We start from the raw sequence: 22,308 nt of genomic DNA on the forward strand, positions 1-22,308 counted from the left end.
TCGCGCTAAGGCTTTCGTCGGGTGAATCGCGGGGCGGCCGGCATCGGTGCGCAAACAGATCGAGCAGGGCTTCTACCGATGACACTGATGGGCGCCGCGGCACTGCTGATCCTGGTCCTCACCTATGCCGGCGTCGCCATCGGCCGCATACCAGGTCTGCGCCTTGATCGGGCGGGCATTGCGCTGCTTGGAGGCGCGGCGATGATCACCATCGGCGCGGTCAGCATGGAGGACGCCTACCGCGCCATCAATTTCGACACCATCACGCTTCTCCTCGGCATGATGATCGTGGTGGCGCATCTGAAGGTGTCGGGCGCCTTCCGCGGCCTTGGCGCCATCGCCATCGAGCATGCGCATGCGCCCTTCATGCTCCTGGTGATGGTGACGCTGCTGACCGGCGTGCTCTCGGCCTTCCTGGTCAACGACGCCATCTGTCTGGTCATGGCGCCGATCGTCGTCCACGTCACCCGGGTCATCAACCGCAACCCGGTTCCCTATCTGATCGCCACCGCCACGGCATCGAACTGCGGCAGTGTCGCCACCATTACCGGCAATCCGCAGAACATGGTCATCGGGGCGCTGTCGGGCATTTCCTATCCGGCCTTTTCGGCGGCGCTGGCGCCGGTCGCCTTGTTCGGCCTTGTCGCGGTCATCGTCATCGTGCGCATCGTCTACCGGGCCGAATTCACCCGCACCGCCCAATTGACGCCCCATGTCTCGCGCGGCCGCATGCATCGCGGGCAAGTGCTGAAGGCCGTGATTGTCTGCATCGGGTTGGCCATTGCCTTCTTCGCCGGCGTTCCCGTTGCCAAGGCAGCCTTGATCGGTGGCGCCATTCTCCTGCTCACCCGCGCCATCAAGCCGGAACGCATCTATCGTGAGATCGATGGGCCGCTGCTGTTCATGTTCGCCGGCCTGTTCGTGGTGGTTGCCGGCGCCGAAAGGACGCTGCTGACGCCCGACATCATCGCCTCGGCCAGGAATCTCGGCCTGGACGATGTCTGGCGGCTATCCGGCTTCACAGCGGTACTCTCGAATATCATGAGTAATGTTCCGGCAGTGCTGGCACTGCGGCCGTTCATACCCGGCCTGGAGAACCCGGAGCGTGCCTGGCTGGTGGTCGCCATGAGCTCGACGCTGGCCGGCAATTTCACCCTGCTCGGCTCGGTCGCGAATCTTATTGTCGCCGAGCAGGCCAAGGCGGCGGGCACGCCGCTTTCCTTCGGCGCTTTCTCCAAGGTCGGCCTGCCGTTGACACTGACAACGCTCGTCGTCGGCACGGCATGGCTGGCGTTCGGACTCTAGAGCCGGCTGCCTGGAATCCGCGCCCTGACCAGCAGTGCCGCAGCCCGCCCGGCGGCTTCGATGGAGTCGGGATTGCGATGGATCAGCATGATCGAAAAGCTACTGTCGATCAGCAGCACGATTCCCGACGCACCCGCATGGCCGGACCAAGGATCTTCGCCAGGATCGAGCGGCGCAGGCCGAGCCATGATGACTCATGGACGCATGCCGCCCGGCGCGACGAGGCCAGGCGTGCTTCGCTGTAAATCGAGCGCCCGCGGGTCAGGGCGAGACGCCGACATGGCCTTTCATCTTGGGTTGGAGGCGGCAGAAACATCGACCGCTCCCGCCGTGGCGGCATCGCTATTTTTACGCCGCCGCCAATCCCTTGTCCGCAGTTTGCACGCGCGCGGCCGCCGCCAGAAGGTCGGTCTGGGTGATGAGGCCGAGAATCCGCCGCTCGCCGTCGACGATGACCACGGCGTGACTGCGCCCATCGGTCAGCACCGGCAGCAGGCTCATCGCCGGCGCCTCGGGCGACGCGGTGCCGGCTTTCTGCATAACGCTCTTCACGGTGTCGGTGGCTCTTGTCAGTTCGCGCAGGCCGACGGCACCCAACAGCCTTGCTTCGGCGTCGACCACCGGCAAGGTGCGGATATTGTGATCGAGCAGTTGCTGGCGCGCCTCGTCGATCGTGGCCTGCTCGGGCGCTGAAACGACGTCGCGGGACATAATGTCCTTGCACAGCAGCGTCCGGTGCGAGCGCACCATGGCCTGCAACTCGACTTGTCTCAGCAGCCGTTCGAGGTCGCCGCGGTCGATGTCGAACGTCTCGTCGAGGGTGGTCAGCGCCGCGTCGATATCCTCGGGCCGGAAGCCGACGCGCTGCTGCGCCGGCGGATCGGCGGTGCCGTGGCTGTTGGCGGCGGGGGCGGCGACATGCGGATAGTTGCGCCGCGCGAGTTTGTGGAAGAGGAAACCGAGCGTGACCAGGATGATCGAATTCAAGGCCACCGGCACGAAAGGAAACAGGAAGCCCGCGCTGATAACGGCCGGCCCACCGAGCACCCCCGTCAGCGCCGCCGCGCCGCCCGGCGGATGCAGGCAGCGCGTGAACGACATCGCCGCGATGGCGAGCGCTACAGCCAGGCCCGACGCAATGACCGGATCATGGATGAAATGCGCCACGGTAACCCCCACCAGCGCCGATATCGAATTGCCGCCGATGATCGACCAGGGCTGCGCCAGCGGGCTCGCCGGCACGGCGAAGAGAAGCACGGCGGATGCGCCCATCGGCGCCACCAGCAGGGCCACATGCGGGCCGCCACCCATGGCCAGCCCGCTGATCACGCCGGTCAGCGCGATGCCGAGCGTGGCGCCGATACACGCCAGGATGCGTTCACGTAGCGTCGCGCCGGCGAGGATGGGGACAAAAAGACGAAAGGCCATGGGCAAGCTTGTGACGAGTGGGTTGAGCGCGGATGCCGGTGCGCCACGCAATGCAGCCGAACCCGCGGATTTGAAAGTCAAACAAATCCGGAAAGTCGCGACCCGGGAGAATAATATTGCGCGCCGTACCTCGCCGGACTGCTGCGAGCGGCTCGCGCTTTGTCATCAGCGTCAAGATTTTGCGGCCGTTTTCGCCGGCTCCGTCCGGCCGTCGGCGTATGCGACGGTCAGACGGCGGCTGCGGCCAGGCCTCGCATGATATCGGTTTTCAGGTCGTCGACATCCTCAAGGCCGATCTGCAGGCGGATCAATGGACCTTCATAAGGGGCCGTTGCAACAACGCGGTCGCTGAGCCAGACCGGCACCGCAAGGCTCTCATACCCACCCCAGGAATAGCCGAGCCCGAATATCCGCAACGCGTCGAGGAAGGCGTGCTGTTCTTTCTGGCCGCCTCCGGCAAGCACGATGGAAAAGATGCCGCTCGAACCGGTGAAGTCGCGCTTCCATAGGCCGTGGTCCGGGTGGCTGGGAAGGGCGGGGTGAAGCACGCGCGCCACGCCCTTCTGGCCTTCGAGCCACGACGCGATGGCGAGTGCGCTGCGCTGGTGATGCTCCAGGCGCACGCCCATGGTCCGCAGGCCGCGCAGCACCTGGTAGACATCGTCGGGGCCCGCACAGCAACCAAGCGTGCAAAAGCTCTCATAAAGTTGCTCCCAGCAGCTCTCAGTGGCCGAGACCGTGCCAAGCAGCACGTCGGAATGGCCGGCCGGATATTTGGTTGCCGCATGGATGGAGATGTCGACGCCATGGTCGAGCGGCCGGAAATAGAGCGGTGTCGCCCAGGTATTGTCCATCATCACGATGGCGCCGGCCGCACGCGCCGCCTTGGCGATCGCCGGGATGTCCTGCACCTCAAACGTGTTGGAAGCCGGCGATTCCGTGAACACGACCCTGGTGTTGGGCTTGATCAAGGCGGTGATGCCTGAACCGATATGGGGATCATAATACTCCACCTCGACGCCGAGCCGCTTCAGCATCGTGTCGGCGAAATTGCGGGTCGGATGGTAGACGGAATCGACGATCAGGAGATGATCGCCGGCCGATAGGAAGGCGAGTAGCGGAACGGTCACCGCTGCCAGGCCAGACGGCACCACGATGGTGCCGGCGGATCCCTCCAGCGCGTCGATGGCGTGGGCAAGGGCATCCGTCGTTGGCGTGCCGCGCGTGCCGTAAGTGTATTTCTGGCTGCGTCCCACCATTGCTTCGGCATTGCGGAACAGCACGGTGGAGGCATGCACAACCGGCGGATTGACGAAGCCGAAATAGTCATTCGGGTTGTTGCCCGAATGGGCAAGCCGCGTGTTGATGCCCACCTTGCCGTAACCCTGCTCGCTGCCGTCTTTCGCCATTCTTCTTCGCCTTGTTTGATAGGGCGCTAGCCATAGTGCGGCGTCATGGGCCGTGCAACAGCCCAGCACCCGCCAGGAATGGACTTCGAATGTGCCAATTCTCCAGCGGACTGGCATCGCGGCCAGACGCCGAGCTGGCCGGCCAGCCGCGTGGTGCTGATGGCTCTGCTGTTCGTCATCGGCGCCATGAATATGCTGTGGATCGCCGGTGCAGCCATCCTCGTCTCCCCCGGGGAAAGACAGCCGCGACCCAGTTGATCCCGCCCATTTCCGGCGCGTTGATGGCGGCGGCCGGGACGAGGCTCCTGTCTCGCGCTTTCTAAGGGCGCAGCCCTGGTGACAGTCTTCGGAAGGGCCAATTCATTGCGCGTCCAGATCAGTAGCGCCAAAGCTATTGCCAAGATGGATTTCGTTACCGCGGCCCCGCATTGTGTTGAATGCGCTTTGCCGACTTTATTTGCTCTCTGATCAAATTGCGGGTGCGTTTGTCTGCAATTCAGGCAAACAGGGCAATCGATTTTCAAACACGTTCGGATTCGGTCATTTCCCTTGACCTCACGGGAATTATCGCCTTCGATGCCGTCCGTGAATGGGAGGCAGCGCGTCGGTTGCGATGCGGGGTTCCGGGAATGGGCCGGGATGGGAGCTGCGTTCACACGGGAAAAAAGATCAGGGTTTGCCTGAAAAACAGAGAAAAGGGTCTGTGGGTCATGAAACATATTGCTTTCGGCATTCTTGGCGCCGCCACGCTGGGGTTTATGGCGTCGGCCGCATCGGCTAGCACGCTCGACACCGTCAAGGCGAAGGGCTTCATCCAGTGTGGCGTCTCGACCGGTTTGGCCGGCTTCTCGGCGCCGGACGACAAGGGTGACTGGCAAGGCATCGACGCGGATTTCTGCCGCGCCGTTGCAGCCGCTGTCTTCGGTGACGGCACCAAGGTCAAGTTCACGCCGCTCAGCGCCAAGGAGCGCTTCACCGCCCTGCAGTCCGGCGAGGTCGACGTCCTGTCGCGCAACACCACCTGGACCATCAACCGCGACACGGCACTTGGCCTGAATTTCGTCGGCACCACCTACTATGACGGCCAAGGTTTCATGATCAACGCCAAGAAACTGCCCGGCGTCAATTCAGCGCTCCAGCTTTCGGGCGCCGCCGTCTGCGTGCAGAGCGGCACCACCACCGAGCTCAATCTCGCCGACTATTTCAAGGCGAACAAGATGGAGTACAATCCGGTCGTCTTCGAGAAGCTCGAAGAGGTCAATGCCGCCTATGATGCCGGCCGCTGCGATGTCTACACCACCGACCAGTCGGGTCTCTACGGCATCCGCCTGACGCTGGGCTCGCCGGCCGATCACGTCGTGCTGCCCGAGATCATCTCCAAGGAGCCCCTCGGACCGGCGGTGCGCCAGGGCGATGACCAGTGGTACCACATCGTCAAGTGGACCTATTTCGCGCTGCTCGATGCCGAGGAACTCGGCATCACCAAGGCCAATGTCGATGAGATGAAGAACTCCGCGAGCCCCGAGATCAAGCGCGTGCTCGGCCAGGAAGCCGACACCAAGATCGGCACCGATCTCGGTGTCTCCAATGACTGGGTCGTCAACATCGTCAAGGCTGTCGGCAATTATGGCGAAATGTTCGACAAGAATGTCGGCTCGGGCAGCCCGCTCAAGATCGCCCGTGGCATCAATGCGCTGTGGACCAAGGGCGGCCTGCAATACGCTCCGCCGATCCGCTGATTGAAATGTGATCCGGGAGGCATATCATCTGCCTCCCGGTTTCTCTTTCCAGGGGACGGTCGAATGGCATCGCAGGAAGTTCTTCGCGAGGAGTCCAATCGGGCTTCCTTCGTCAATGATCCGAAAGTCCGTAGTCTCTTCTTCCAGACGCTTGTCGTCATCGTTCTGTTCGGCTCTGTGTGGTGGATCGTGCAGAATGTCATCGACAATCTGCAGCGCCTGCACATCGCCTCCGGTTTCGGCTTCCTCAAGGGGCGTGCCGGGTTCGATATCTCGGACACGCCGATCGCCTACACGTCTGACGATACTTATGGCCGCGCCATCGTCGTCGGCCTGATCAACACGATCATCGTCGCCGTCGCCGGCGTCATCACCGCCACCATCATCGGCTTCGTCATCGGTATCGGCCGCCTGTCGCAGAACTGGCTGATCCAGAAGATCTGCACGGTCTATGTTGAGGTCTTCCGCAACATCCCGCCGCTGCTGGTCATCTTCTTCTGGTATTCCGGCGTGCTTGCCGTGCTGCCGGCGCCACGTGACAGTATCCATCTGCCGTTTGGTTCCTTCCTCAACCAGCGCGGCTTCTATTTTCCGCGCACCATCTGGGGCGAAGGTTCCTGGCTGATCCTGGTGGCGTTCCTCGTGGCTGTTGCCATGGCATGGTTCGTCGCCCGCAGGGCGCGCCAGCGCCAGATGGCGACGGGCCAGCAATTCCCGGTGTTCTGGACATCCGTCGCGCTGATCGTTGGCTTGCCGCTGCTCGCTTTCCTGCTCAGCGGAATGCCGCTCACCTTTGATCTGCCGAAACAGTCGACCTTCAACCTGACCGGCGGCTTCCAGGTCAAGCCGGAGTTCCTGTCGCTCTATCTGGCTCTGTCCTGCTACACGGCGGCCTTTATCGCCGAGATCGTGCGTGCCGGCATCAGGGGGGTCAGCAAAGGCCAGACCGAGGCGGCCGGCGCCCTGGGCTTACGCTCGGGGCCGATTTTGCGGCTGGTCGTGGTGCCGCAGGCCATGCGCATCGTGATCCCGCCGCTGACCAGCCAGTATCTCAACCTGACCAAGAACTCGTCGCTGGCGATCGCCATCGGCTATCCGGACCTGACGGCGACCGCTGGCACCGTGCTCAACCAGACCGGACAGGCGGTCGAAGGCGTGCTGATCATGATGGTCGCCTACCTCATACTCAGCCTTGTCACCTCGGCCGTCATGAACGTCGTCAACGCCAGGATGGCGCTGGTGGAAAGGTAGAACCATGCAGGAACACGACATGTCCTGGGTGCGTACCGAAATGACGCTGGCGCAGCCTGCGCCAGCAAGCGTGCGCGGCCCGACGGCCTGGGTGCGCAAGAACCTGGTCGGTTCGGTCGGTGACACGATCCTGACCATAATCGGCATCGCGCTGGTCGTCATGATCCTGCCGCAGATCATCAACTGGGCGTTCATCAATGCCCAGTGGACAGGGCCGAATCGCACCGTCTGCGCCACCGTTGCGCAAGGCGGCATTCAGCCGGACGGCTGGAGCGGCGCGTGCTGGGCCTTCGTCAATGCCAAGTTCGGCCAGTTCATGTTCGGCACCTATCCGATCGAGGAGCGCTGGCGCCCGATTCTGGTCGCCATTCTGTTCGTCGCGCTGCTGGTGCCGATGCTGATCCCGCGCGTGCCGCGCAAGGGGCTGAACGCGATCCTGCTCTTCCTGGTGTTGCCGATCGTTTCGTTCGTTCTGCTGATCGGCGGCATGTTCGGCCTGCCGAATGTCGAGACCTCGCGGTGGGGTGGCCTGCTGGTAACGCTCAGCCTGTCCTTCGTCGGCATTGCCGTGTCGCTACCGCTGGGCACCGTGCTGGCGCTCGGCCGGCGTTCGAAGATGCCGATCGTCAAGACGCTTTGTGTGGTCTTCATCGAGACGGTGCGCGGCATCCCGCTGATCACCGTTCTGTTCTTCGTCAGCGTCATGCTGCCGCTGTTCCTGCCGGCCGGGGTCACCTTCGACAAGTTCCTCAGGGCATTGATCGGCGTGTCGCTGTTTGCGGCGGCCTATATGGCCGAAGTCGTGCGCGGCGGCCTGCAGGCGATCCCGAAGGGCCAGTATGAAGGCGCCGATTCGCTTGGCCTCGGCTACTGGCAGAAGATGGGGCTGATCGTGCTGCCGCAGGCACTGAGGCTGGTCATCCCCGGCATCGTCAACACCTTCATCGGCATGTTCAAGGACACCAGCCTGGTTCTCATCATCTCGATGTTCGACCTGCTCGGCGTCGTCAAACAGAATTTCTCGGACGCCAATTGGGCGACGCCACAGACCGCGAAATCCGGTCTGGTCTTCGCCGCCTTCGTGTTCTGGCTGTTCTGCTTCGGCATGTCGCGCTATTCGATGTATACCGAACACCGACTCGACACCGGCTACAAACGCTAAACAAAAGAATAAGGGGATCCTGCCATGGCCACCGAAAACGCCGTCAGCGCGGAAGAGCTCAAAGTCAATGCCGCCAAGATGCACATCTCGACCACCGATGTCGCCATTGACATCATCGCCATGCACAAATGGTACGGCGAGTTCCATGTGCTGAAGGATATCAACCTCAAGGTGATGCGCGGCGAGCGCATCGTCATCTGCGGCCCGTCCGGCTCCGGCAAGTCGACGATGATCCGCTGCATCAACCGGCTGGAGGAGCACCAGAAGGGCAAGATCATCGTCGACGGCAAGGAACTGACCAACGATCTGAAGAAGATCGACGAGGTGCGCCGCGAGGTCGGCATGGTGTTCCAGCACTTCAATCTGTTCCCGCACCTGACCATCCTGGAGAACTGCACGTTGGCACCGATCTGGGTGCGCAAGACGCCGAAGAAGCAGGCTGAGGAAATCGCCATGCATTTCCTCAAGCGCGTCAAGATCCCGGAGCAGGCCAACAAGTATCCGGGCCAGCTCTCCGGCGGCCAGCAGCAGCGCGTGGCGATCGCCCGTTCGCTGTGCATGAACCCGCGCATCATGCTGTTCGACGAGCCGACCTCGGCGCTCGACCCGGAAATGATCAAGGAAGTGCTGGAGACCATGGTCGGCCTTGCCGAGGAAGGCATGACCATGCTGTGCGTCACGCACGAAATGGGTTTTGCCCGCAAGGTCGCCAACCGGGTGATCTTCATGGATCAGGGCCAGATCGTCGAGCAGAACACACCGGCCGAATTCTTCGACCATCCGCGCCACGAGCGTACGAAACTGTTCCTGTCGCAGATATTGCACTGAGCGCTCCGGCGCCGGTTCAAAAAAGCCCGGCGGCACCACGGTCGGGCTTTTTTGCATATGGCGATCGGCCATTGGTCGCTGCTGTCGAGGCGAGGGAGCCCCCAAACCGCACGCCGATGAAAAAGCTCCTGCGTTTACTGGCCGCGTTGGCAACCATGTTCATGCTTGCCGCCGCTCTCGGCACGCTGGTGCCACGCCCGCTCTGGCCGGCGGCCGCCGCGGGCGAGGGCACGCGGCGCATATTGGTGCTGAGGAACCCGATCCACACCGACATCGCCATCCCGGTGGACGACGCGGTTCGCAGGCGTTTTCATTTCCTGACCGAGGCCGGCCTTCCGGCCGACGCGCCCGAGGTGCGCTACATCGTCTTCGGCTGGGGTGGTCGCGCCTTCTATCTTGAAACGCCAACATGGTCGCAACTAAAGGCGGTGCCGGTGGTCAAGGCGCTGACGCTCGATGCCTCTGTGATGCATGTCGATGTCGCCGACGCGATCGCCGAGCCGCATCCTGACATCGCTGCCTTCGACATCGGCGAGGATAGGTTCACGGCGTTGCTCGATTATATCGCGGCGAGCTTCCAGCAGGGGCAGAACGGTCCGGTCGTAATCGAGAATGCGCGCTATTCCAGCTTCGACCGCTTCTACGAGGCGAATGGCCGTTTCAACGCGCTGATCGGTTGCAACACCTGGACGGCGGCGGCGCTGCGCACGGCCGGCCTGCGCACAGGCTGGTGGAATCCGCTGCCGGCTTCGCTTGGGCTGTCGCTGCGGCTTTACAATTAGCGCGGCCTCCGAGCGTCTCTACGTCGCATGACAGGCGGTTTAGCGCCGGACGATCCTTTGTTGCTGCCAGCCGTAAAGCCAGTCGAGATCGGCAGCAAGCTGGTCAGCCGAGCGCACCTTGAGGTAAAGGTTACGAGCCATCGCCACCGGCCCGGCGGCGTGCCAGGCGAGCCGATTGAGGCCGCCGCGTCGGGCGACGCTGGCGACGCGCCGCCGCCGCAAATCTTCCCAGATGACGAGAGCCCGTGAAGGGTCGGTTGGACAGGCGGCCAGCCAAGCGGCAAGCGTGGCGGCGTCCTCGATGGCCATTGCCGCGCCTTGTGCCGCGAACGGGGTCATCGCATGCGCGGCGTCACCGATCAGAGCGATGCCGGCTGGCGTCGTCCAGGGCTGCTTTTGTTCGACCGTGTGGAGCGGCCAGGTCAGCCAAGGGCCAGCCATTTCCGCCAGTCTTGCAAGGCCCGCGGCCGTGCCGCGCATGGCGCCGGCGAGGATGCCGGGATCGGCGTGCCCGGACCAGCCCTCGGCAATGCGCTCGCCTCTGGTGAAGGCGACAAAGTTGAAGGCGTCACCCTTGCTGACGGGGTAGGCGACCATGTGGAACCCCGGATGCAGGAAGGTCGTGACGCTGTCGGTAGCGCCGATCGCGGCAAATGCTTGTCCGGCGGCGCTGCCGGCGGCGACGGTGGTGCGCCAGGCCAGTTCGCCGGAAAAACGGCTTCTTGGCGATGCCGCTCCCCGGGCCCGATCGACAACCGCGCGCACCGACGACCATACGCCATCGGCCCCGACCAAAAGGAAGCCCCGGGACTGGACGGTCTTGCCGTCCCTCTCGAGTGTGGCCGTCACACCATGGCCACCTGTGACAACATCGCTCAAGCGCGCGCCTGTGAGGAGCGCAATATTCGGGTTTTCGGCGGCGCGTTCGGTCAGTGCGCTCTGCAGATCGGCCCGGTGAGCGACGAGATAAGGCGCCCCCCAACGTTTTTCGGCGGCTTGCCCCAGCGGCACGCGCGCCAGTTCGCGCAACGTCGCGGCGTCCTTCAGCACCACGGCTTCCGGACGCACCGCTGCCGCCAGCAGCCGGTCGAGCACGCCGAGCTGGCGTAGGATACGTGTCGCGTTTGGAGAAAGCTGGATGCCGGCGCCCACCACGTCCAGCCGCTGCGCCTGTTCGAACAGCTGTACGGGGTAGCCATGTTCGCCGAAAGCAACCGCCGCGGTCAGCCCGGCGACGCCAGCTCCGGCGATCACGATCTGCCGGGGCTGTGCATCGGGCATGGTTTCAGCCGCTGGAAATCAGGCGGCCTGGTCGATGTAGAGACAGCCGGCCGGAACCGTTTCCGTCGCCTTCAGCTTCGGCGAATAGCGGTAGAGCGTCGAGCAATAGGGGCAGACCTTCTCATTGTCGTCTCCCATATCGAGAAATACATGCGGGTGGTCGAAAGGCGGATTGGCGCCCGTGCACATGAATTCCTTGACCCCGATGTCGATCGCCGGGTAGCCCGCATCGTTCTGGAAATGGGGAATGGAACCGCCTGCCATCGTCGTCTCCTTAACGCAGTCTCGTCTGCATCTGGAACATAACAGGTCTCTTTGCAAGATCGATGAAATGAAACTGTCGCAAAAGCCTGTCAGAGGATAAGTTAAGCCGGTTAACCGGCTGAGCTGGTGGGAAGAGCAGGAATCATGAACGAACTGAAGCCGGTGCAGAGCGAATTCATCAATGTCGAGGCGGCGAGCCCGCAGGGCGGCAATCCGGACCGTTTCGTCAATCGGGAGTTTTCCTGGCTGCAGTTCAATCGCCGCGTTCTCGAAGAATCGCTGAACGAGCACCATCCGCTCCTCGAACGCGTGCGCTTCCTGTCGATCTCGGCCGCCAACCTCGACGAGTTCTTCATGGTGCGCGTCGCCGGCCTCGCCGGGCAGGTCCGCGAGGGCATCGTGCTGAAGAGCCCTGACGGCCGCACGCCCGAACAGCAGCTCGAACAGCTGCTGCGCGAGGTCGAGCGGCTGCAGGAAGATCAGCAGAAGAGCCTTTCGGCGCTGACGATACTGCTCAACAAGGAAGGCATCGAGAGCATCACCCGCGACGCCCTGACCAAGGACGAGAAGGTCTGGCTGGAAGAGCATTTCCAGGACCAGGTGTTTCCGGTGCTTACCCCACTGTCGATCGACCCGGCGCATCCGTTCCCGTTCATCCCCAATCTCGGCTTCTCGATGGCGCTGCAGCTTCGCCATCGCAAGAATGGCGAGGAGATGAGCGCGCTGCTGCGCCTGCCGGTGGCGCTGAAGCGCTTCATCCGCCTGCCGGACCGCAAGAACCACGTCCGCTTCATCCCGCTGGAGGAGGCGGTCGGCCTCTATATCGGCAAGCTGTTCCCGGGATATGAGGTCAAGGGCTCCGGCACCTTCCGCATCATCCGCGACAGCGATATCGAGGTCGAGGAGGAATCGGAAGATCTCGTGCGCCTGTTCGAGACGGCGCTGAAACGCCGCCGCCGAGGTTCGGTGATCCGCATCGAGTTCGACAGGCTGATGCCTGCGGAACTGCGAGACTTCGTCGCCGGCGAGCTTGGCGTCTCGTCGAGCCGTATAAGCGTGCTCACCGGCCCGCTGGCGCTCAGCCAGATCTCAGAAATCGTCTCCGTTCCCCGCGACGACCTGAAGTTCACGCCTTATAATCCACGCTTCCCCGAACGCATCCGCGAGCATGGCGGCGACTGTTTCGCCGCCATCCGCGAGAAGGACATCGTCGTCCACCACCCCTACGAATCCTTCGACGTGGTGGTGCAGTTCCTGCGCCAGGCGATGGCCGACCCCGAGGTGGTGGCGATCAAGCAGACGCTCTACCGCACCTCGAACGACAGCCCTATCGTGCGTGCGCTGGTCGACGCGGCCGAGGCCGGCAAATCGGTGACGGCGCTGGTCGAGCTCAAGGCCCGTTTCGACGAGGAAGCCAACATCCGCTGGGCCCGCGATCTCGAGCGCGCCGGCGTGCAGGTTGTGTTCGGTTTCCTCGAACTCAAGACCCACGCCAAGATGTCGCTGGTGGTGCGGCGCGAGGACGGCAAGCTGCGCAACTACGTGCATCTCGGCACCGGCAACTACCACCCGGTCACAGCGCGCATCTACACCGACCTGTCCTTTTTCACCACCGATGCGACGATCGCGCGCGATGTCGCCCAGCTGTTCAACTTCATCACCGGCTATGCCGAGCCGACCGCCGAGATGCGTATCGCGATCTCGCCGTTCACGCTCAGAAACCGCATTCTCCAGCACATATCCGACGAAGTCGCCCACGCGCTGGAAGGCAGGCCGGCGCGCATCTGGATGAAGATGAACTCGCTTGTCGACCCGATCATCATCGATGCGCTCTATGATGCCAGCCGTGCCGGGGTGGAAATCGACCTCGTCGTGCGCGGCATATGCTGCCTCAGGCCGCAGGTGCCGGGCCTGTCGGAGAACATAAGGGTCAAGTCGATCGTCGGCCGCTTCCTCGAACACAGCCGCATCTACTGCTTCGGCAATGGCCACGGCCTGCCGGCGGACGAGGCGATCGTCTACATCTCCTCCGCCGACCTCATGCCGCGCAATCTCGACCGCCGCGTCGAGACCATGGTGCCGATCACCAATCCAACTGTGCATGAACAGGTTCTCGGCCAGATCATGCTGGGCAACATCATGGACAATCAGCAAAGTTTCGACGTATTGGCTGATGGAACCTCCCGGCGTGTCGTGCTGGAGGAGGGCGAAGAACCGTTCAACGCGCAGGAATATTTCATGACCAATCCGAGCCTGTCGGGACGGGGTGACGCGCTGAAGTCGCATGCGCCCCAGCGGATCGCCCAGTTCAAGCGCCGCAAGAAGAACGCCGCAGCGTCCATCTGATGTTGTCCATTTCCCAGGGCCGGCTGCAGGATCGCCGACCGCTGTCCATCATCGACATCGGCTCGAATTCGATCCGCCTTGTCGTCTATGAGGGGCTGGCGCGCTCGCCGACCGTGCTGTTCAACGAAAAAATGCTGGCCGGCCTCGGCCGCGGCATCGTGTCGACGGGAAAGCTCGACCCCGAAGGGGTGACGCGCTCGATGGAAGAATTTCGCCGTTTCCGCGCGCTCTCCGACCAGGCCGGCGCCGAACAGATGTATGTGCTGGCCACCGCCGCCGCCCGCGAGGCAATCAACGGTCCCGATTTCATCCATCGCGCCGAAGATGTGCTCAAGACCGAGATCCGGGTGCTCTCCGGCCGCCAGGAAGCGCATTACTCCGCGCTCGGCGTCATCTCCGGATTCCACCCCGCCAACGGTATCGCCGGCGACCTTGGCGGCGGCAGCCTCGAGCTCATCGACATCGATGGCGAGGCGATCGGCGACGGCATCACGCTGCCGCTCGGCGGCTTGCGTCTGCAGGACATGGCGAAGAATTCGCTCGTTCAGGCGCAGAAAATCGCGCGCCAGGAATTGGCAAGGGCCAAGCTGCTGAAAAGCGGGCAGGGCAGGACCTTTTATGCCGTCGGCGGCACCTGGCGAAACCTCGCCCGGCTGCACATGGAGATGAACAACTACCCGCTCGGCGTCATGCACAATTACGAGATATCGGCCGACAGCGCGCAAAACTTCCTCAAGCAGGTGGCGAGAGGCGAGGTCGAAAAAGTGCGCGGTATCGAGGGTGTCTCCAAGAACCGCCGCTCGCTGCTGCCCTACGGCGCCCTGGTACTGCAGGAGATCATGGCCGCGATGCAGCCCTCCAGGATCATTGTTTCGGCGCAAGGTGTGCGTGAAGGCTTCCTCTATTCGTTGCTCGACGAGGCGGAACAGAAGACTGATCCGCTGATCTCGGCCGCGGAGGAGCTTGCCCTTTTGCGCTCGCGTTCGGTCCATCACGCGCATGACCTCGTCGAATGGACCGGCAAGGCCTTCAAGGCCTTCGGGATCGACGAAACGGAGGACGAGGCGCGCTATCGGCACGCCGCCTGTCTGCTTGCCGATATCGGCTGGCGCGCGCATCCCGAATATCGCGGTCGGCAGTCGCTCAACATCATTGCGCATGCCTCCTTCATTGGCGTCGACCATCCCGGCCGCGCCTATCTGGCGCTGACCAATGCCTATCGCCACGACGGTGTCTTCAACGAGGCGATTGCGCCCGAGATCAAGGCGCTGGCGCCACCGCGCCTGTTGGAGCGCGCCCGCGTACTGGCGGCGATGATGCGGGTCATTTATCTGTTGACGGCCGCAATGCCCGGCATCATGCTGCGGCTGAAATGGGAAAGCCGCCCAAACGGCGCGCTGGCGCTGGTGCTGCCGGCTTCGCTCTCCGACCTCTATGGCGAGCGCCCAGCCGGCCGGTTGGCGCAACTGGCTCGAATCACCGGACGCCGCCTGGTGCTTGCGGTCGAGGGCGGGCCGAGCGTGTCGGTGAAGTAGGCACGGCCTTACGGCAATTCAGGAAATGCGCAGCGGTTTTCCGTCCGAAATCGCGTAATGCCAAAGACTGAGAGCGGGCCTACGATTCCATCAGACACGGAACCGCTCTAAACTGAACCGCGTCCATCGGCCGACCATGCTCCCGCACCGGCCATGGCCAGCGCCAGGAAGCCGCCCGCAATAGCAATGTCCTTCATCAGCATCTGCTGGTGCAGGAAGGCGAGCGTCGCATCGCCAGCGCCTTGGCCGTAATGGCCAATGAACCCGGCCGCGACGCAGAAGGCCGCCAGCAGCAGTGCCACGATCCGGGTCTGGAACCCGATGAGGATCAGCAATCCGGCGATCAACTCGAACAGGCCCGTGCCCCAGGCGGCGAGCGTTGGCAGCGGCAGGCCGAGGCCGACGAAATAATTGATTGTGGCGGCGATGCTGCTGAGTGCCTGGAAGCCGGACGGCACGAACAGCACGGCAAACAGCAGCCGCGAAACCAGGAGCAATGCATTGCGGTTCATGGCTACTCCCTTGCCGGCGCCCCGGTCAGGCCCACGCCGGCTATCGTCCACCTTACGCCTGCGGGACTGCGGCCGAAACCACCGAGGCGCTCGTTTTGGACAACGAAAAAGCGGCGCGGAAAATTCCGCGCCGCTTGAATTCAGGTCGTTGGGAGGATGGAATTTCAGCCGCGCTTGGCGTCGATCGAGTAGGCGCCGGCGCCCAGCGCCGCAAGCAGAATAAAGCCGCCGGTGAGGCCGAGATTCTTCTCCAGCATCAGCAGCTGGATCTGGTCCGAGAAGTTGAGATGCGCGATGGCGGTGGCGGCGAGCGTGAAGATGGCGAGCACGATCGCCACAATGCGGGTCTGGAAGCCGACCAGAATGGCGAGGCCGCCGAAGAATTCCAGCAGGCCCGAACCGATCGCGGCGACCGTCGGCAGCGGCAGGCCGATACCGCCGAACCATTGCGCTGTGGCGGAAATCGCCGTGAGCTTGGCGAAGCCCGAAAGGATGAACAGGATTGAGAGAAGGACGCGGCCGGCGAGGATCGCGCCCGAGGCGTTGGATACGGTGCCGGTGCCGGCGACAGAAGTGTTGGTGGACATGGTGGCTCTCCGAATGGGTTGAATGCCAATCAAATAGACCATGCCGACTGTTCACCAAAGGCGCCTGTGTGGCGACACATTGTTCACAGGTTGTACGTTCTCGGGGCCCGGCAAGACGCGCAAAATTCGTGCCGGGCTGTGCGACGGTGGAGGAAAATTCTCCCGCCGAAATATGCCTTACCCCGGATGCGTCATGTCCTCCGGCCGCACCAGCCGGTCATAATCGGCTTCGCTGACCAGGCCGGTGGCCAGCGCTTCCTCTCGCAGCGTGGTGCCGTTCTTGTGCGCGGTCTTGGCGATCTTGGCGGCGTTGTCGTAGCCGATGGTGGGCGCCAGCGCCGTCACCAGCATCAGCGAGCGATCGAGCGCCGCCTTGATGTTGTCTTCCCGCGCCTCGATGCCGACCACGCAATTGTCGGTGAAGGAAACCGAAGCGTCGGCGAGCAACTGCACCGACTGCAGGAAGTTGTAGGCCATCAGCGGGTTGTAGACATTGAGCTCGAAATGGCCCTGGCTGCCGGCGAAGGTCAGCGCTGCATTGTTGCCGAACACCTGCACGCAGACCTGCGTCATCGCCTCGCACTGCGTCGGATTGACCTTGCCCGGCATGATGGAGGAGCCGGGCTCGTTCTCCGGCAGCGACAATTCGCCAAGGCCCGAGCGCGGGCCCGAACCGAGGAAGCGGATGTCGTTGGCGATCTTGAAGAGTGCCGCGGCAGCCGCATTGATGGCGCCGTGCGAGAACACCATGGAATCGTGGGCCGCCAACGCCTCGAACTTGTTCGGCGCGGTGACGAAGGCGATGCCGGTGATCGCGGCGATCCGGTCCGCTACCTTTTCGGCGAAGCCGACCGGCGCGTTGAGGCCGGTGCCGACGGCGGTGCCGCCCTGCGCCAGTTCCTGCAGGCCGGGCAACGTCATCTCGATGCGCTTGATCGAGGAGGCGACTTGCGCCGCATAGCCGGAAAACTCCTGGCCGAGGGTGAGCGGGGTGGCATCCTGCGTGTGCGTGCGGCCGATCTTGATGATATGATTGAAGTCCCGGCTCTTGGCGGCGAGCGCCTTGTGCAGGTGGTGCAACGCGGGGATCAGGTGATGCACGATCTGCTCGGCGCAGGCAATGTGCATGGCCGTCGGATAGGTGTCGTTGGACGACTGGCTCATATTGACGTGGTCGTTGGGATGCACCGGCTTCTTCGAGCCCATGACGCCGCCCAGCATTTCGATCGCCCGATTGGAGATCACTTCATTGGCGTTCATGTTGGACTGCGTGCCTGAGCCGGTCTGCCAGACCACCAGCGGGAAATGGTCATTGAGCTTGCCGTCGATGACCTCTTGCGCGGCCTCGACGATCACCTTGCCGATCGCGGGATCGAGCCGCTGCAGGTCCATGTTGGCTTCCGCCGCGGCCCGCTTGACGATGCCGAGCGCGCGCACGATCGAAGCCGGCTGCTTTTCCCAGCCGATCTTGAAATTGCCTAGGGAACGCTGCGCCTGCGCGCCCCAATAACGGTCGGTGGCGACCTCGATAGGCCCGAACGTATCGGTTTCGGTTCTGGTCTTTGGCGTGCTCACAAGGTTTCTCCTTCTCGAAGTCGGCAACGGCGTATCGCGTTGCACAAATGGCTTCAAGCAGAGATTGTGCGCGGTAAGGATGCAAATCGGTTGAAGAAGGTGCTCCGGTAATACGCTTCGCAGGCAGCCGAAGCGTGGTTAGGCGCTAGGCTATCCCACGGTATGAACTTCGCCAGTTGCCAGCCTCTTGCATCCCCCTCGTCAACGGGATAGCCGCCTTGATGAACGAGCCGCGCACGGTCAGATTGTATCAGTCGGCTTTCGGATCTAGATGGGTCGCGGCAAAAGCGTCGTCAAAAATGGCACCACTCAAGACGGGACTGAACGCGCTTCCCATGGCTGTCGATGTCGCCGAGGTCGGCAGGCGCTTTCTGCCTGGGCTCAATCGCGGCGAGATCCACTGCCGTTTCGAGGGCGGCAAGCTCAGGGTGCGCTCCCGCGCGGCCTGGCTTGAGAGGCACGTGCAGGTCCTAACCCTCATTGCCGACGCGTTGGCGTCCCTTGGCGTCCGCAGCCTGCCACCATTCTATATGCTTCTCGGCGATACGCCGTCGCGCAGAAGGCATCGCTATTTTCGCACGCGTTTCGCCTTCTCCCAGGCCGACGGCTATGGCGAGGTGGCCGCACCCGATTTCGTTTTCGATGGCTGGCCGGACGCGAAGTTCGACGACTATGATCAGAAGACGCGGGCGATGGCGGCTGCATCGGAAGAGCCGCCGCGCGATAACAGGTTGTTTTGGGCGGGGCGCTGCATGAACGGTGTCCGCAGAAGGATTGTCGAGATCGCGTCGGTCCGCCCGGACCTCATCGAGGCGTACGACACCGAGCAGAATTACGATGTCGCCATCAATCGGTACTCCACCAGGTTCAGGACGATGGAAGATCAGGTCGCCACGTACAGGTACATGATCGATGTCGAAGGCGCTGGCTACAGCGGCCGCTTCAAGATGCTGCTCCACACCAAACGCGTCGTGCTGCTGCAGGACCGGCCCTGGCGAGAATGGTTCTTCGACGATATCGAGCCGTTTCGCCACTATGTTCCGGTGGAGCGCGACCTGTCGGATCTGGCCGAACGCATCGAGTGGCTGCGCGCCAATCCGAAGATGGAAACCGAAATCGCCGCGGAAGCGCGGCATTTCGCGCAGACCCGCTTGACGCGCGCGGCAGCCGTGGCGGCATGGGCGAAGCTCCTTCAGGATCATGCGGCGGCTGGCGGCAATCTGAAGTCCGGTCTTCAGCGGCGCAAGCGCGCGACCGGCTGGCCTGACTGATGGCGCGCGGTGCAGGGCCGGCGAGCGGTGCCAAGCCCTTGGATCGGCGTGGTGATACCGCGCGATGTCGCCCGGCTTTCCTATGCGAGGCAAGTCCAGCAGGCGGACAATAGGTTTGAGCCAGGTAAGGGCGGATTGATCCAACGCAAGGACAAGGACCTCTGGCGGCGCAACCTATGCACCACCGTTTGGGCCATTCATTGGTTCCAATAGGCCTGCAAACGGGCGATTGGCGGCCGGACCGCACCGGCCTGCCAGGAAGGAGCGTCACCGTGAAGAAAGTGGTGAGAAATGCAGTGCTTTCGTTTGCCATAATGATCATGACAGTTGGCGCCGCGCATGCCGCCAGCGTCGTCCAGGTTCTGTTGTGGGACAAGGGAGCGAATATGGCGATGCCTACAGATTTGGCCTATGGGCCGCCAAATCTCGACATGTCGAAGGCCACCATGGGTATTAAGGCCACACCTGCCACGGTGAAGGCCGGCAAGGTCTCGTTCAGGGTCAAGAATAGCTCCAAGGATACCGTCCATGAGATGATAGTGATGAATCCAGCTGATCCCGGCAAACCGTTGCCTTACGTCACCGTCGAGAACCGGGTCGATGAGGACAGGGCCGGTGACAAGGGAGAGGTTTCAGAACTCGATCCGGGTGCTTCGGGCGTTCTTACGGTGGACTTGAAGGCTGGCAGATACGTGCTCGTCTGCAATATCCCCGGTCACTTCGCAGCGGGGATGTGGACCGAGTTCATCGTCAAGCCGTAGCAAGAGAAATGTCGATGGCCAGGCCAATTTGCCCGTCGCCGACGGCTGTTCGCGATGGTCTGCTTGCCAAGGCTCACCTGCCAAGCAGCGATCTCGATGTCGGCGAGAGCCGCAAGATTTCCGTCGGCTTGTTCAAATCCGGCTCGGCCTTGCCGAGGAACGCTTCCCATGCCGGTGAGGTCGCAAGCACGGTCTCGTGGCGAGCTTGCGCTTCCGCGGTTTGGCCGATGAAACCGGCCTCGGCCCGGTCGCAAATGATGAATCCAGATGACAACAAGGCCGGCCAGGCGCTTGTTTCGGGGGGGTTTTTCGCCAAAGGACGAGCCGTTCCGCTCCGCGCCCGAGAGGTCAAGGCCGGCGCCCGCCCAAGCCGGCTTCAGCAGCAGCACGTCGTCGGAATCGATCATTGTCGCATTGGCTGCGTCACGGTGCGCCGCCCAGATTGGTCCGCCGTAGAACGCGGTCAGCGCATCCTTGCGTGCGTCCATGCTGTCGAACCCGCGCAGCCAGACGAACATGTCCGGGCGGTCGAGATCACGGAACTGGCCGATGACGGTCATCCCGCTTGCCTCCTGGCTCTCGACGAACTCCCGGTCGAAAAGGGCAATCAGCGTTTCACGCTGCCGGGTTTCAATGTGTACTGCCGCAACTCGACGACAGGCGAGACGAGCGCCGTCTCCGGCGTGATGTTCAGAGGCAGGTTCATCGGGCAGCGGCAGCTTCGGCGCGCGACGGCGTGCGGGCTGTGTTCGAGGCCGTGGCGGCGGAACTGGAGCGGCAGGGTTTCGTGCGCGGCTGTCCGCTCAACAATCTCGCGCATGAACTGTCGCTCGCCGATCCCGATTTCCGTGCTGCCCTTGCCGGCATTTTTGCGGCGTGGCGTCAGGCGCTCGCCGACAAGATCAGGGCCGACCAGCAGGAGGGCAGGGAGCAAGGCACCGACCCTCAGTGTTTTGCGGCACTTGCCATGGCCACCTATTCCGGCGCCATGTCGATGGCCAAGGCGATGCAGGACGCCGCCGTGCTGCGCGACTGTCTGACGGCCCTGGACAAAGCCTAGAACCTGGCTTGAAGCCCGCGATGACCATGGCGAGGTCGCCTTCACCAGTGCTTTCAGCAAGGGCTGGAGCACATGAAAAAGGCGACTTTGGCAGCCGCCTTTCCTGATGAACAGAACCAGGTTGGCTGGGGTCATAGGGCCTTCCTAACCTTGTCCTTCAAGTCACCATAGGTCTTCTGCACCTTGCCCGCGGCCTTTTCCGCCATGCCTTCGGCCTGGGTCCGCTTGTTGCCGGCCGCCTGTTTGACCGAGCCCTTGACCTGCTTGGCCATGCCCGCGACCTGATCCTTGTTCACCATTTTCCGCGTCTCCTGGGAGTTCGAATTCGGAGGAACTCGTCCGCGCGGAACAAACGGGCCACTGTCTGTTAAGTTCCAGGCATTGTCCCGCAAGCAAATGAATGCGAGCAGCCGCTTCCGGCGGCAAAGCTGACCGGGTAGGTTGCCGAGACGCACGCGTCAAAGATTTCCAGGACGGTCGTGCGCATGGGGAGAGAAATGGCGGACTTCACGCTCTACATCGGTAACAAGTGCTTGTCCTCATGGTCGCTGCGGCCATGGCTGGCGATGAGGCATCTGGAGATCCCGTTCGAGGAAGGTTTAGTCCGGCTGCGCACGCCCGAAACTGCCGCCAACCTCGCCAAAGTGTCGCCGACCGGCCAGGTGCCGGTCCTGAATCACAAGGGCAGGGTCGTCTGGGAAACCCTTGCCATCCTTGAATATCTCGCGGACCTGTTTCCGGACAAGAAACTCTGGCCTGCCGATATCGGCGCTCGCGCGCTGGCGCGCGCGGCGGCGACCGAGATGCATTCCGGTTTCCGCGACGTCCGCTATGGCTGGCCGATGAATTTGCGGCGGCCGAAAGCGCACAAGCCGCTTGACGCCGAAGGCGAGGCGCAGCGAGCGCGCATTGAAGCCCTATGGCGCGAGTGCCGCGAGAAATACGGCAAGGGTGGCCCTTTCCTGTTCGGCCATTTCACCGCGGCCGACGCCATGTACGCGCCCGTTGTCACACGCTTCGACACTTATGGCGGCATGCTGGCGCCTGATACCAGGGCCTATGTCGATGCCGTGCTCGCGACGCCGGCGATGCGGCAATGGTACGCGGAGGCGGCGAGGGAACCTTGGCCCGAGCCCGGACCTGACGAATAGCGTCTGTCTGGAAGCGGCCTTTCAGAAGGATCGGGCCAGCCTATCTAGGAGCGTTGGGCAG

At 63.0% G+C, this 22,308-nt stretch carries 21 protein-coding genes and 2 pseudogenes; 13 read left to right on the forward strand and 10 right to left on the reverse strand.

The features are described from left to right. Positions 1 to 78 precede the first annotated feature (78 nt). On the forward strand, positions 79 to 1,305 hold the full coding sequence (locus FJ958_RS00775; RefSeq protein WP_140738138.1) for an anion transporter: 1,227 nt from the start codon (positions 79 to 81) through the stop codon (positions 1,303 to 1,305). On the opposite strand, the pseudogene FJ958_RS00780 reads toward FJ958_RS00775, so the two are convergent. The 3 genes and pseudogenes from FJ958_RS00780 to FJ958_RS00790 form a co-directional block, all read right to left on the reverse strand. Next, a pseudogene (locus tag FJ958_RS00780) lies at positions 1,302 to 1,427 on the reverse strand (TetR family transcriptional regulator); the annotation flags it as partial. The gene FJ958_RS00775 and the pseudogene FJ958_RS00780 sit on opposite strands and share 4 nt — an antisense overlap. A gap of 226 nt (positions 1,428 to 1,653) precedes the next feature. Further along, positions 1,654 to 2,733 carry an HPP family protein gene (locus FJ958_RS00785; RefSeq protein ID WP_140738141.1) on the reverse strand — a complete coding sequence of 360 codons (1,080 nt, stop codon included), beginning with the start codon at positions 2,731 to 2,733 and terminating at the stop codon, positions 1,654 to 1,656. A 227-nt stretch (positions 2,734 to 2,960) separates the two neighbouring features. After that, on the reverse strand, positions 2,961 to 4,142 hold the full coding sequence (locus FJ958_RS00790) for a cystathionine beta-lyase (RefSeq protein WP_140738144.1): 1,182 nt from the start codon (positions 4,140 to 4,142) through the stop codon (positions 2,961 to 2,963). A 78-nt stretch (positions 4,143 to 4,220) separates the two neighbouring features. Between FJ958_RS00790 and FJ958_RS00795 the strand changes: the two genes are divergently transcribed. From FJ958_RS00795 to FJ958_RS00820, 6 genes are all read left to right on the forward strand, one after another. After that, entirely contained in the window at positions 4,221 to 4,400 is a 180-nt protein-coding gene (locus FJ958_RS00795; protein WP_140738147.1) for a DUF2182 domain-containing protein, read from the forward strand. Positions 4,401 to 4,852: 452 nt separating this feature from the next. Then, positions 4,853 to 5,881 (forward strand): amino acid ABC transporter substrate-binding protein, encoded by a 1,029-nt coding sequence (locus FJ958_RS00800; RefSeq protein ID WP_140738150.1) that lies wholly within the window; start codon positions 4,853 to 4,855, stop codon positions 5,879 to 5,881. A gap of 63 nt (positions 5,882 to 5,944) precedes the next feature. Further along, positions 5,945 to 7,132: an amino acid ABC transporter permease gene (locus FJ958_RS00805; RefSeq protein ID WP_140738153.1), complete on the forward strand. Its 1,188-nt coding sequence runs from the start codon at positions 5,945 to 5,947 to the stop codon at positions 7,130 to 7,132. A gap of 4 nt (positions 7,133 to 7,136) precedes the next feature. After that, positions 7,137 to 8,294: an amino acid ABC transporter permease gene (locus tag FJ958_RS00810; protein WP_140738156.1), complete on the forward strand. Its 1,158-nt coding sequence runs from the start codon at positions 7,137 to 7,139 to the stop codon at positions 8,292 to 8,294. A gap of 24 nt (positions 8,295 to 8,318) precedes the next feature. After that, a complete protein-coding gene (locus tag FJ958_RS00815; protein WP_140611345.1) occupies positions 8,319 to 9,122 on the forward strand; it encodes an amino acid ABC transporter ATP-binding protein in 804 nt (267 codons plus the stop codon). Between the two features lie 116 nt (positions 9,123 to 9,238). Continuing rightward, positions 9,239 to 9,904, forward strand: a complete 666-nt coding sequence (locus FJ958_RS00820) for a TIGR02117 family protein (protein ID WP_140738159.1) — start codon at positions 9,239 to 9,241, stop codon at positions 9,902 to 9,904. A 39-nt stretch (positions 9,905 to 9,943) separates the two neighbouring features. Here FJ958_RS00820 and FJ958_RS00825 read toward each other — a convergent pair whose 3' ends face one another. Both FJ958_RS00825 and FJ958_RS00830 read right to left on the reverse strand, forming a co-directional pair. Further along, entirely contained in the window at positions 9,944 to 11,185 is a 1,242-nt protein-coding gene (locus FJ958_RS00825) for an FAD-dependent monooxygenase (protein ID WP_140738162.1), read from the reverse strand. Between the two features lie 18 nt (positions 11,186 to 11,203). Further along, positions 11,204 to 11,449, reverse strand: coding sequence for a zinc-finger domain-containing protein (locus tag FJ958_RS00830; RefSeq protein ID WP_140738165.1), 246 nt, complete (start codon positions 11,447 to 11,449; stop codon positions 11,204 to 11,206). A 144-nt stretch (positions 11,450 to 11,593) separates the two neighbouring features. Between FJ958_RS00830 and FJ958_RS00835 the strand changes: the two genes are divergently transcribed. Beyond that, positions 11,594 to 13,795, forward strand: coding sequence for an RNA degradosome polyphosphate kinase (locus tag FJ958_RS00835; RefSeq protein ID WP_140738167.1), 2,202 nt, complete (start codon positions 11,594 to 11,596; stop codon positions 13,793 to 13,795). Further along, entirely contained in the window at positions 13,795 to 15,330 is a 1,536-nt protein-coding gene (gene ppx / locus FJ958_RS00840) for an exopolyphosphatase (RefSeq protein ID WP_140738170.1), read from the forward strand. The genes FJ958_RS00835 and ppx overlap by 1 nt, the downstream gene beginning before the upstream one ends. Before the next feature lie 107 nt (positions 15,331 to 15,437). Here the strand turns inward: ppx and FJ958_RS00845 are convergent, their stop codons facing one another. The 3 genes from FJ958_RS00845 to fumC all read right to left on the reverse strand — a co-directional run bounded on the left by FJ958_RS00845 (position 15,438) and on the right by fumC (position 18,004). Beyond that, a complete protein-coding gene (locus FJ958_RS00845; protein ID WP_140738173.1) occupies positions 15,438 to 15,842 on the reverse strand; it encodes a DoxX family protein in 405 nt (134 codons plus the stop codon). A gap of 164 nt (positions 15,843 to 16,006) precedes the next feature. Continuing rightward, positions 16,007 to 16,429, reverse strand: coding sequence for a DoxX family protein (locus tag FJ958_RS00850; RefSeq protein WP_140738176.1), 423 nt, complete (start codon positions 16,427 to 16,429; stop codon positions 16,007 to 16,009). A gap of 177 nt (positions 16,430 to 16,606) precedes the next feature. After that, the gene (gene fumC / locus FJ958_RS00855; RefSeq protein WP_140738179.1) at positions 16,607 to 18,004 is read right to left on the reverse strand and encodes a class II fumarate hydratase; all 1,398 of its coding nucleotides are present in this window, start codon (positions 18,002 to 18,004) and stop codon (positions 16,607 to 16,609) included. A gap of 299 nt (positions 18,005 to 18,303) precedes the next feature. Between fumC and FJ958_RS00860 the strand changes: the two genes are divergently transcribed. Both FJ958_RS00860 and FJ958_RS00865 read left to right on the forward strand, forming a co-directional pair. Continuing rightward, positions 18,304 to 19,275, forward strand: coding sequence for a glycosyl transferase family 90 (locus FJ958_RS00860; protein WP_181176244.1), 972 nt, complete (start codon positions 18,304 to 18,306; stop codon positions 19,273 to 19,275). A 272-nt stretch (positions 19,276 to 19,547) separates the two neighbouring features. Further along, complete coding sequence (locus FJ958_RS00865; RefSeq protein ID WP_246679452.1) at positions 19,548 to 20,036, forward strand: sulfocyanin-like copper-binding protein; 489 nt, start codon at positions 19,548 to 19,550, stop codon at positions 20,034 to 20,036. Here FJ958_RS00865 and FJ958_RS00870 read toward each other — a convergent pair. Continuing rightward, complete coding sequence (locus FJ958_RS00870) at positions 19,991 to 20,596, reverse strand: hypothetical protein (RefSeq protein ID WP_348642190.1); 606 nt, start codon at positions 20,594 to 20,596, stop codon at positions 19,991 to 19,993. The two genes, FJ958_RS00865 and FJ958_RS00870, sit on opposite strands and share 46 nt — an antisense overlap. 152 nt (positions 20,597 to 20,748) lie before the next feature. Between FJ958_RS00870 and FJ958_RS00875 the strand changes: the two are divergent. Beyond that, positions 20,749 to 21,096 (forward strand): annotated as a pseudogene (locus FJ958_RS00875) (TetR family transcriptional regulator C-terminal domain-containing protein); the annotation flags it as partial. Positions 21,097 to 21,227: 131 nt separating this feature from the next. Here the strand turns inward: FJ958_RS00875 and FJ958_RS00880 are convergent. Continuing rightward, positions 21,228 to 21,395 carry a CsbD family protein gene (locus FJ958_RS00880; protein ID WP_140738185.1) on the reverse strand — a complete coding sequence of 56 codons (168 nt, stop codon included), beginning with the start codon at positions 21,393 to 21,395 and terminating at the stop codon, positions 21,228 to 21,230. Between the two features lie 198 nt (positions 21,396 to 21,593). Here FJ958_RS00880 and FJ958_RS00885 point away from each other — a divergent pair, with 198 nt between their 5' ends. Continuing rightward, entirely contained in the window at positions 21,594 to 22,247 is a 654-nt protein-coding gene (locus FJ958_RS00885; protein WP_181176245.1) for a glutathione S-transferase family protein, read from the forward strand. The last annotated feature ends 61 nt before the right edge of the window (positions 22,248 to 22,308 follow it).

Origin of the sequence: Mesorhizobium sp. B2-3-5 (assembly GCF_006442395.1) — a bacterium.
In the GTDB taxonomy this organism is placed as follows: domain Bacteria; phylum Pseudomonadota; class Alphaproteobacteria; order Rhizobiales; family Rhizobiaceae; genus Mesorhizobium.

Bases quoted from the DNA above. Each gene is read 5' to 3' on its own strand.
- FJ958_RS00775 (WP_140738138.1), top strand. From the start codon at position 79: ATGACACTGATGGGCGCCGCGGCACTGCTGATCCTGGTCCTCACCTAT.
- FJ958_RS00800 (WP_140738150.1), top strand. From the start codon at position 4,853: ATGAAACATATTGCTTTCGGCATTCTTGGCGCCGCCACGCTGGGGTTT.
- FJ958_RS00835 (WP_140738167.1), top strand. From the start codon at position 11,594: ATGAACGAACTGAAGCCGGTGCAGAGCGAATTCATCAATGTCGAGGCG.
- FJ958_RS00810 (WP_140738156.1), top strand. From the start codon at position 7,137: ATGCAGGAACACGACATGTCCTGGGTGCGTACCGAAATGACGCTGGCG.
- FJ958_RS00795 (WP_140738147.1), top strand. From the start codon at position 4,221: ATGGACTTCGAATGTGCCAATTCTCCAGCGGACTGGCATCGCGGCCAG.
- FJ958_RS00815 (WP_140611345.1), top strand. From the start codon at position 8,319: ATGGCCACCGAAAACGCCGTCAGCGCGGAAGAGCTCAAAGTCAATGCC.
- FJ958_RS00820 (WP_140738159.1), top strand. From the start codon at position 9,239: ATGAAAAAGCTCCTGCGTTTACTGGCCGCGTTGGCAACCATGTTCATG.
- FJ958_RS00880 (WP_140738185.1), bottom strand. From the start codon at position 21,395: ATGGTGAACAAGGATCAGGTCGCGGGCATGGCCAAGCAGGTCAAGGGC.
- FJ958_RS00870 (WP_348642190.1), bottom strand. From the start codon at position 20,596: ATGACCGTCATCGGCCAGTTCCGTGATCTCGACCGCCCGGACATGTTC.
- FJ958_RS00785 (WP_140738141.1), bottom strand. From the start codon at position 2,733: ATGGCCTTTCGTCTTTTTGTCCCCATCCTCGCCGGCGCGACGCTACGT.
- FJ958_RS00790 (WP_140738144.1), bottom strand. From the start codon at position 4,142: ATGGCGAAAGACGGCAGCGAGCAGGGTTACGGCAAGGTGGGCATCAAC.
- FJ958_RS00805 (WP_140738153.1), top strand. From the start codon at position 5,945: ATGGCATCGCAGGAAGTTCTTCGCGAGGAGTCCAATCGGGCTTCCTTC.
- FJ958_RS00845 (WP_140738173.1), bottom strand. From the start codon at position 15,842: ATGAACCGCAATGCATTGCTCCTGGTTTCGCGGCTGCTGTTTGCCGTG.
- ppx (WP_140738170.1), top strand. From the start codon at position 13,795: ATGTTGTCCATTTCCCAGGGCCGGCTGCAGGATCGCCGACCGCTGTCC.
- FJ958_RS00885 (WP_181176245.1), top strand. From the start codon at position 21,594: ATGGCGGACTTCACGCTCTACATCGGTAACAAGTGCTTGTCCTCATGG.
- FJ958_RS00860 (WP_181176244.1), top strand. From the start codon at position 18,304: ATGGCACCACTCAAGACGGGACTGAACGCGCTTCCCATGGCTGTCGAT.
- FJ958_RS00825 (WP_140738162.1), bottom strand. From the start codon at position 11,185: ATGCCCGATGCACAGCCCCGGCAGATCGTGATCGCCGGAGCTGGCGTC.
- FJ958_RS00850 (WP_140738176.1), bottom strand. From the start codon at position 16,429: ATGTCCACCAACACTTCTGTCGCCGGCACCGGCACCGTATCCAACGCC.
- FJ958_RS00830 (WP_140738165.1), bottom strand. From the start codon at position 11,449: ATGGCAGGCGGTTCCATTCCCCATTTCCAGAACGATGCGGGCTACCCG.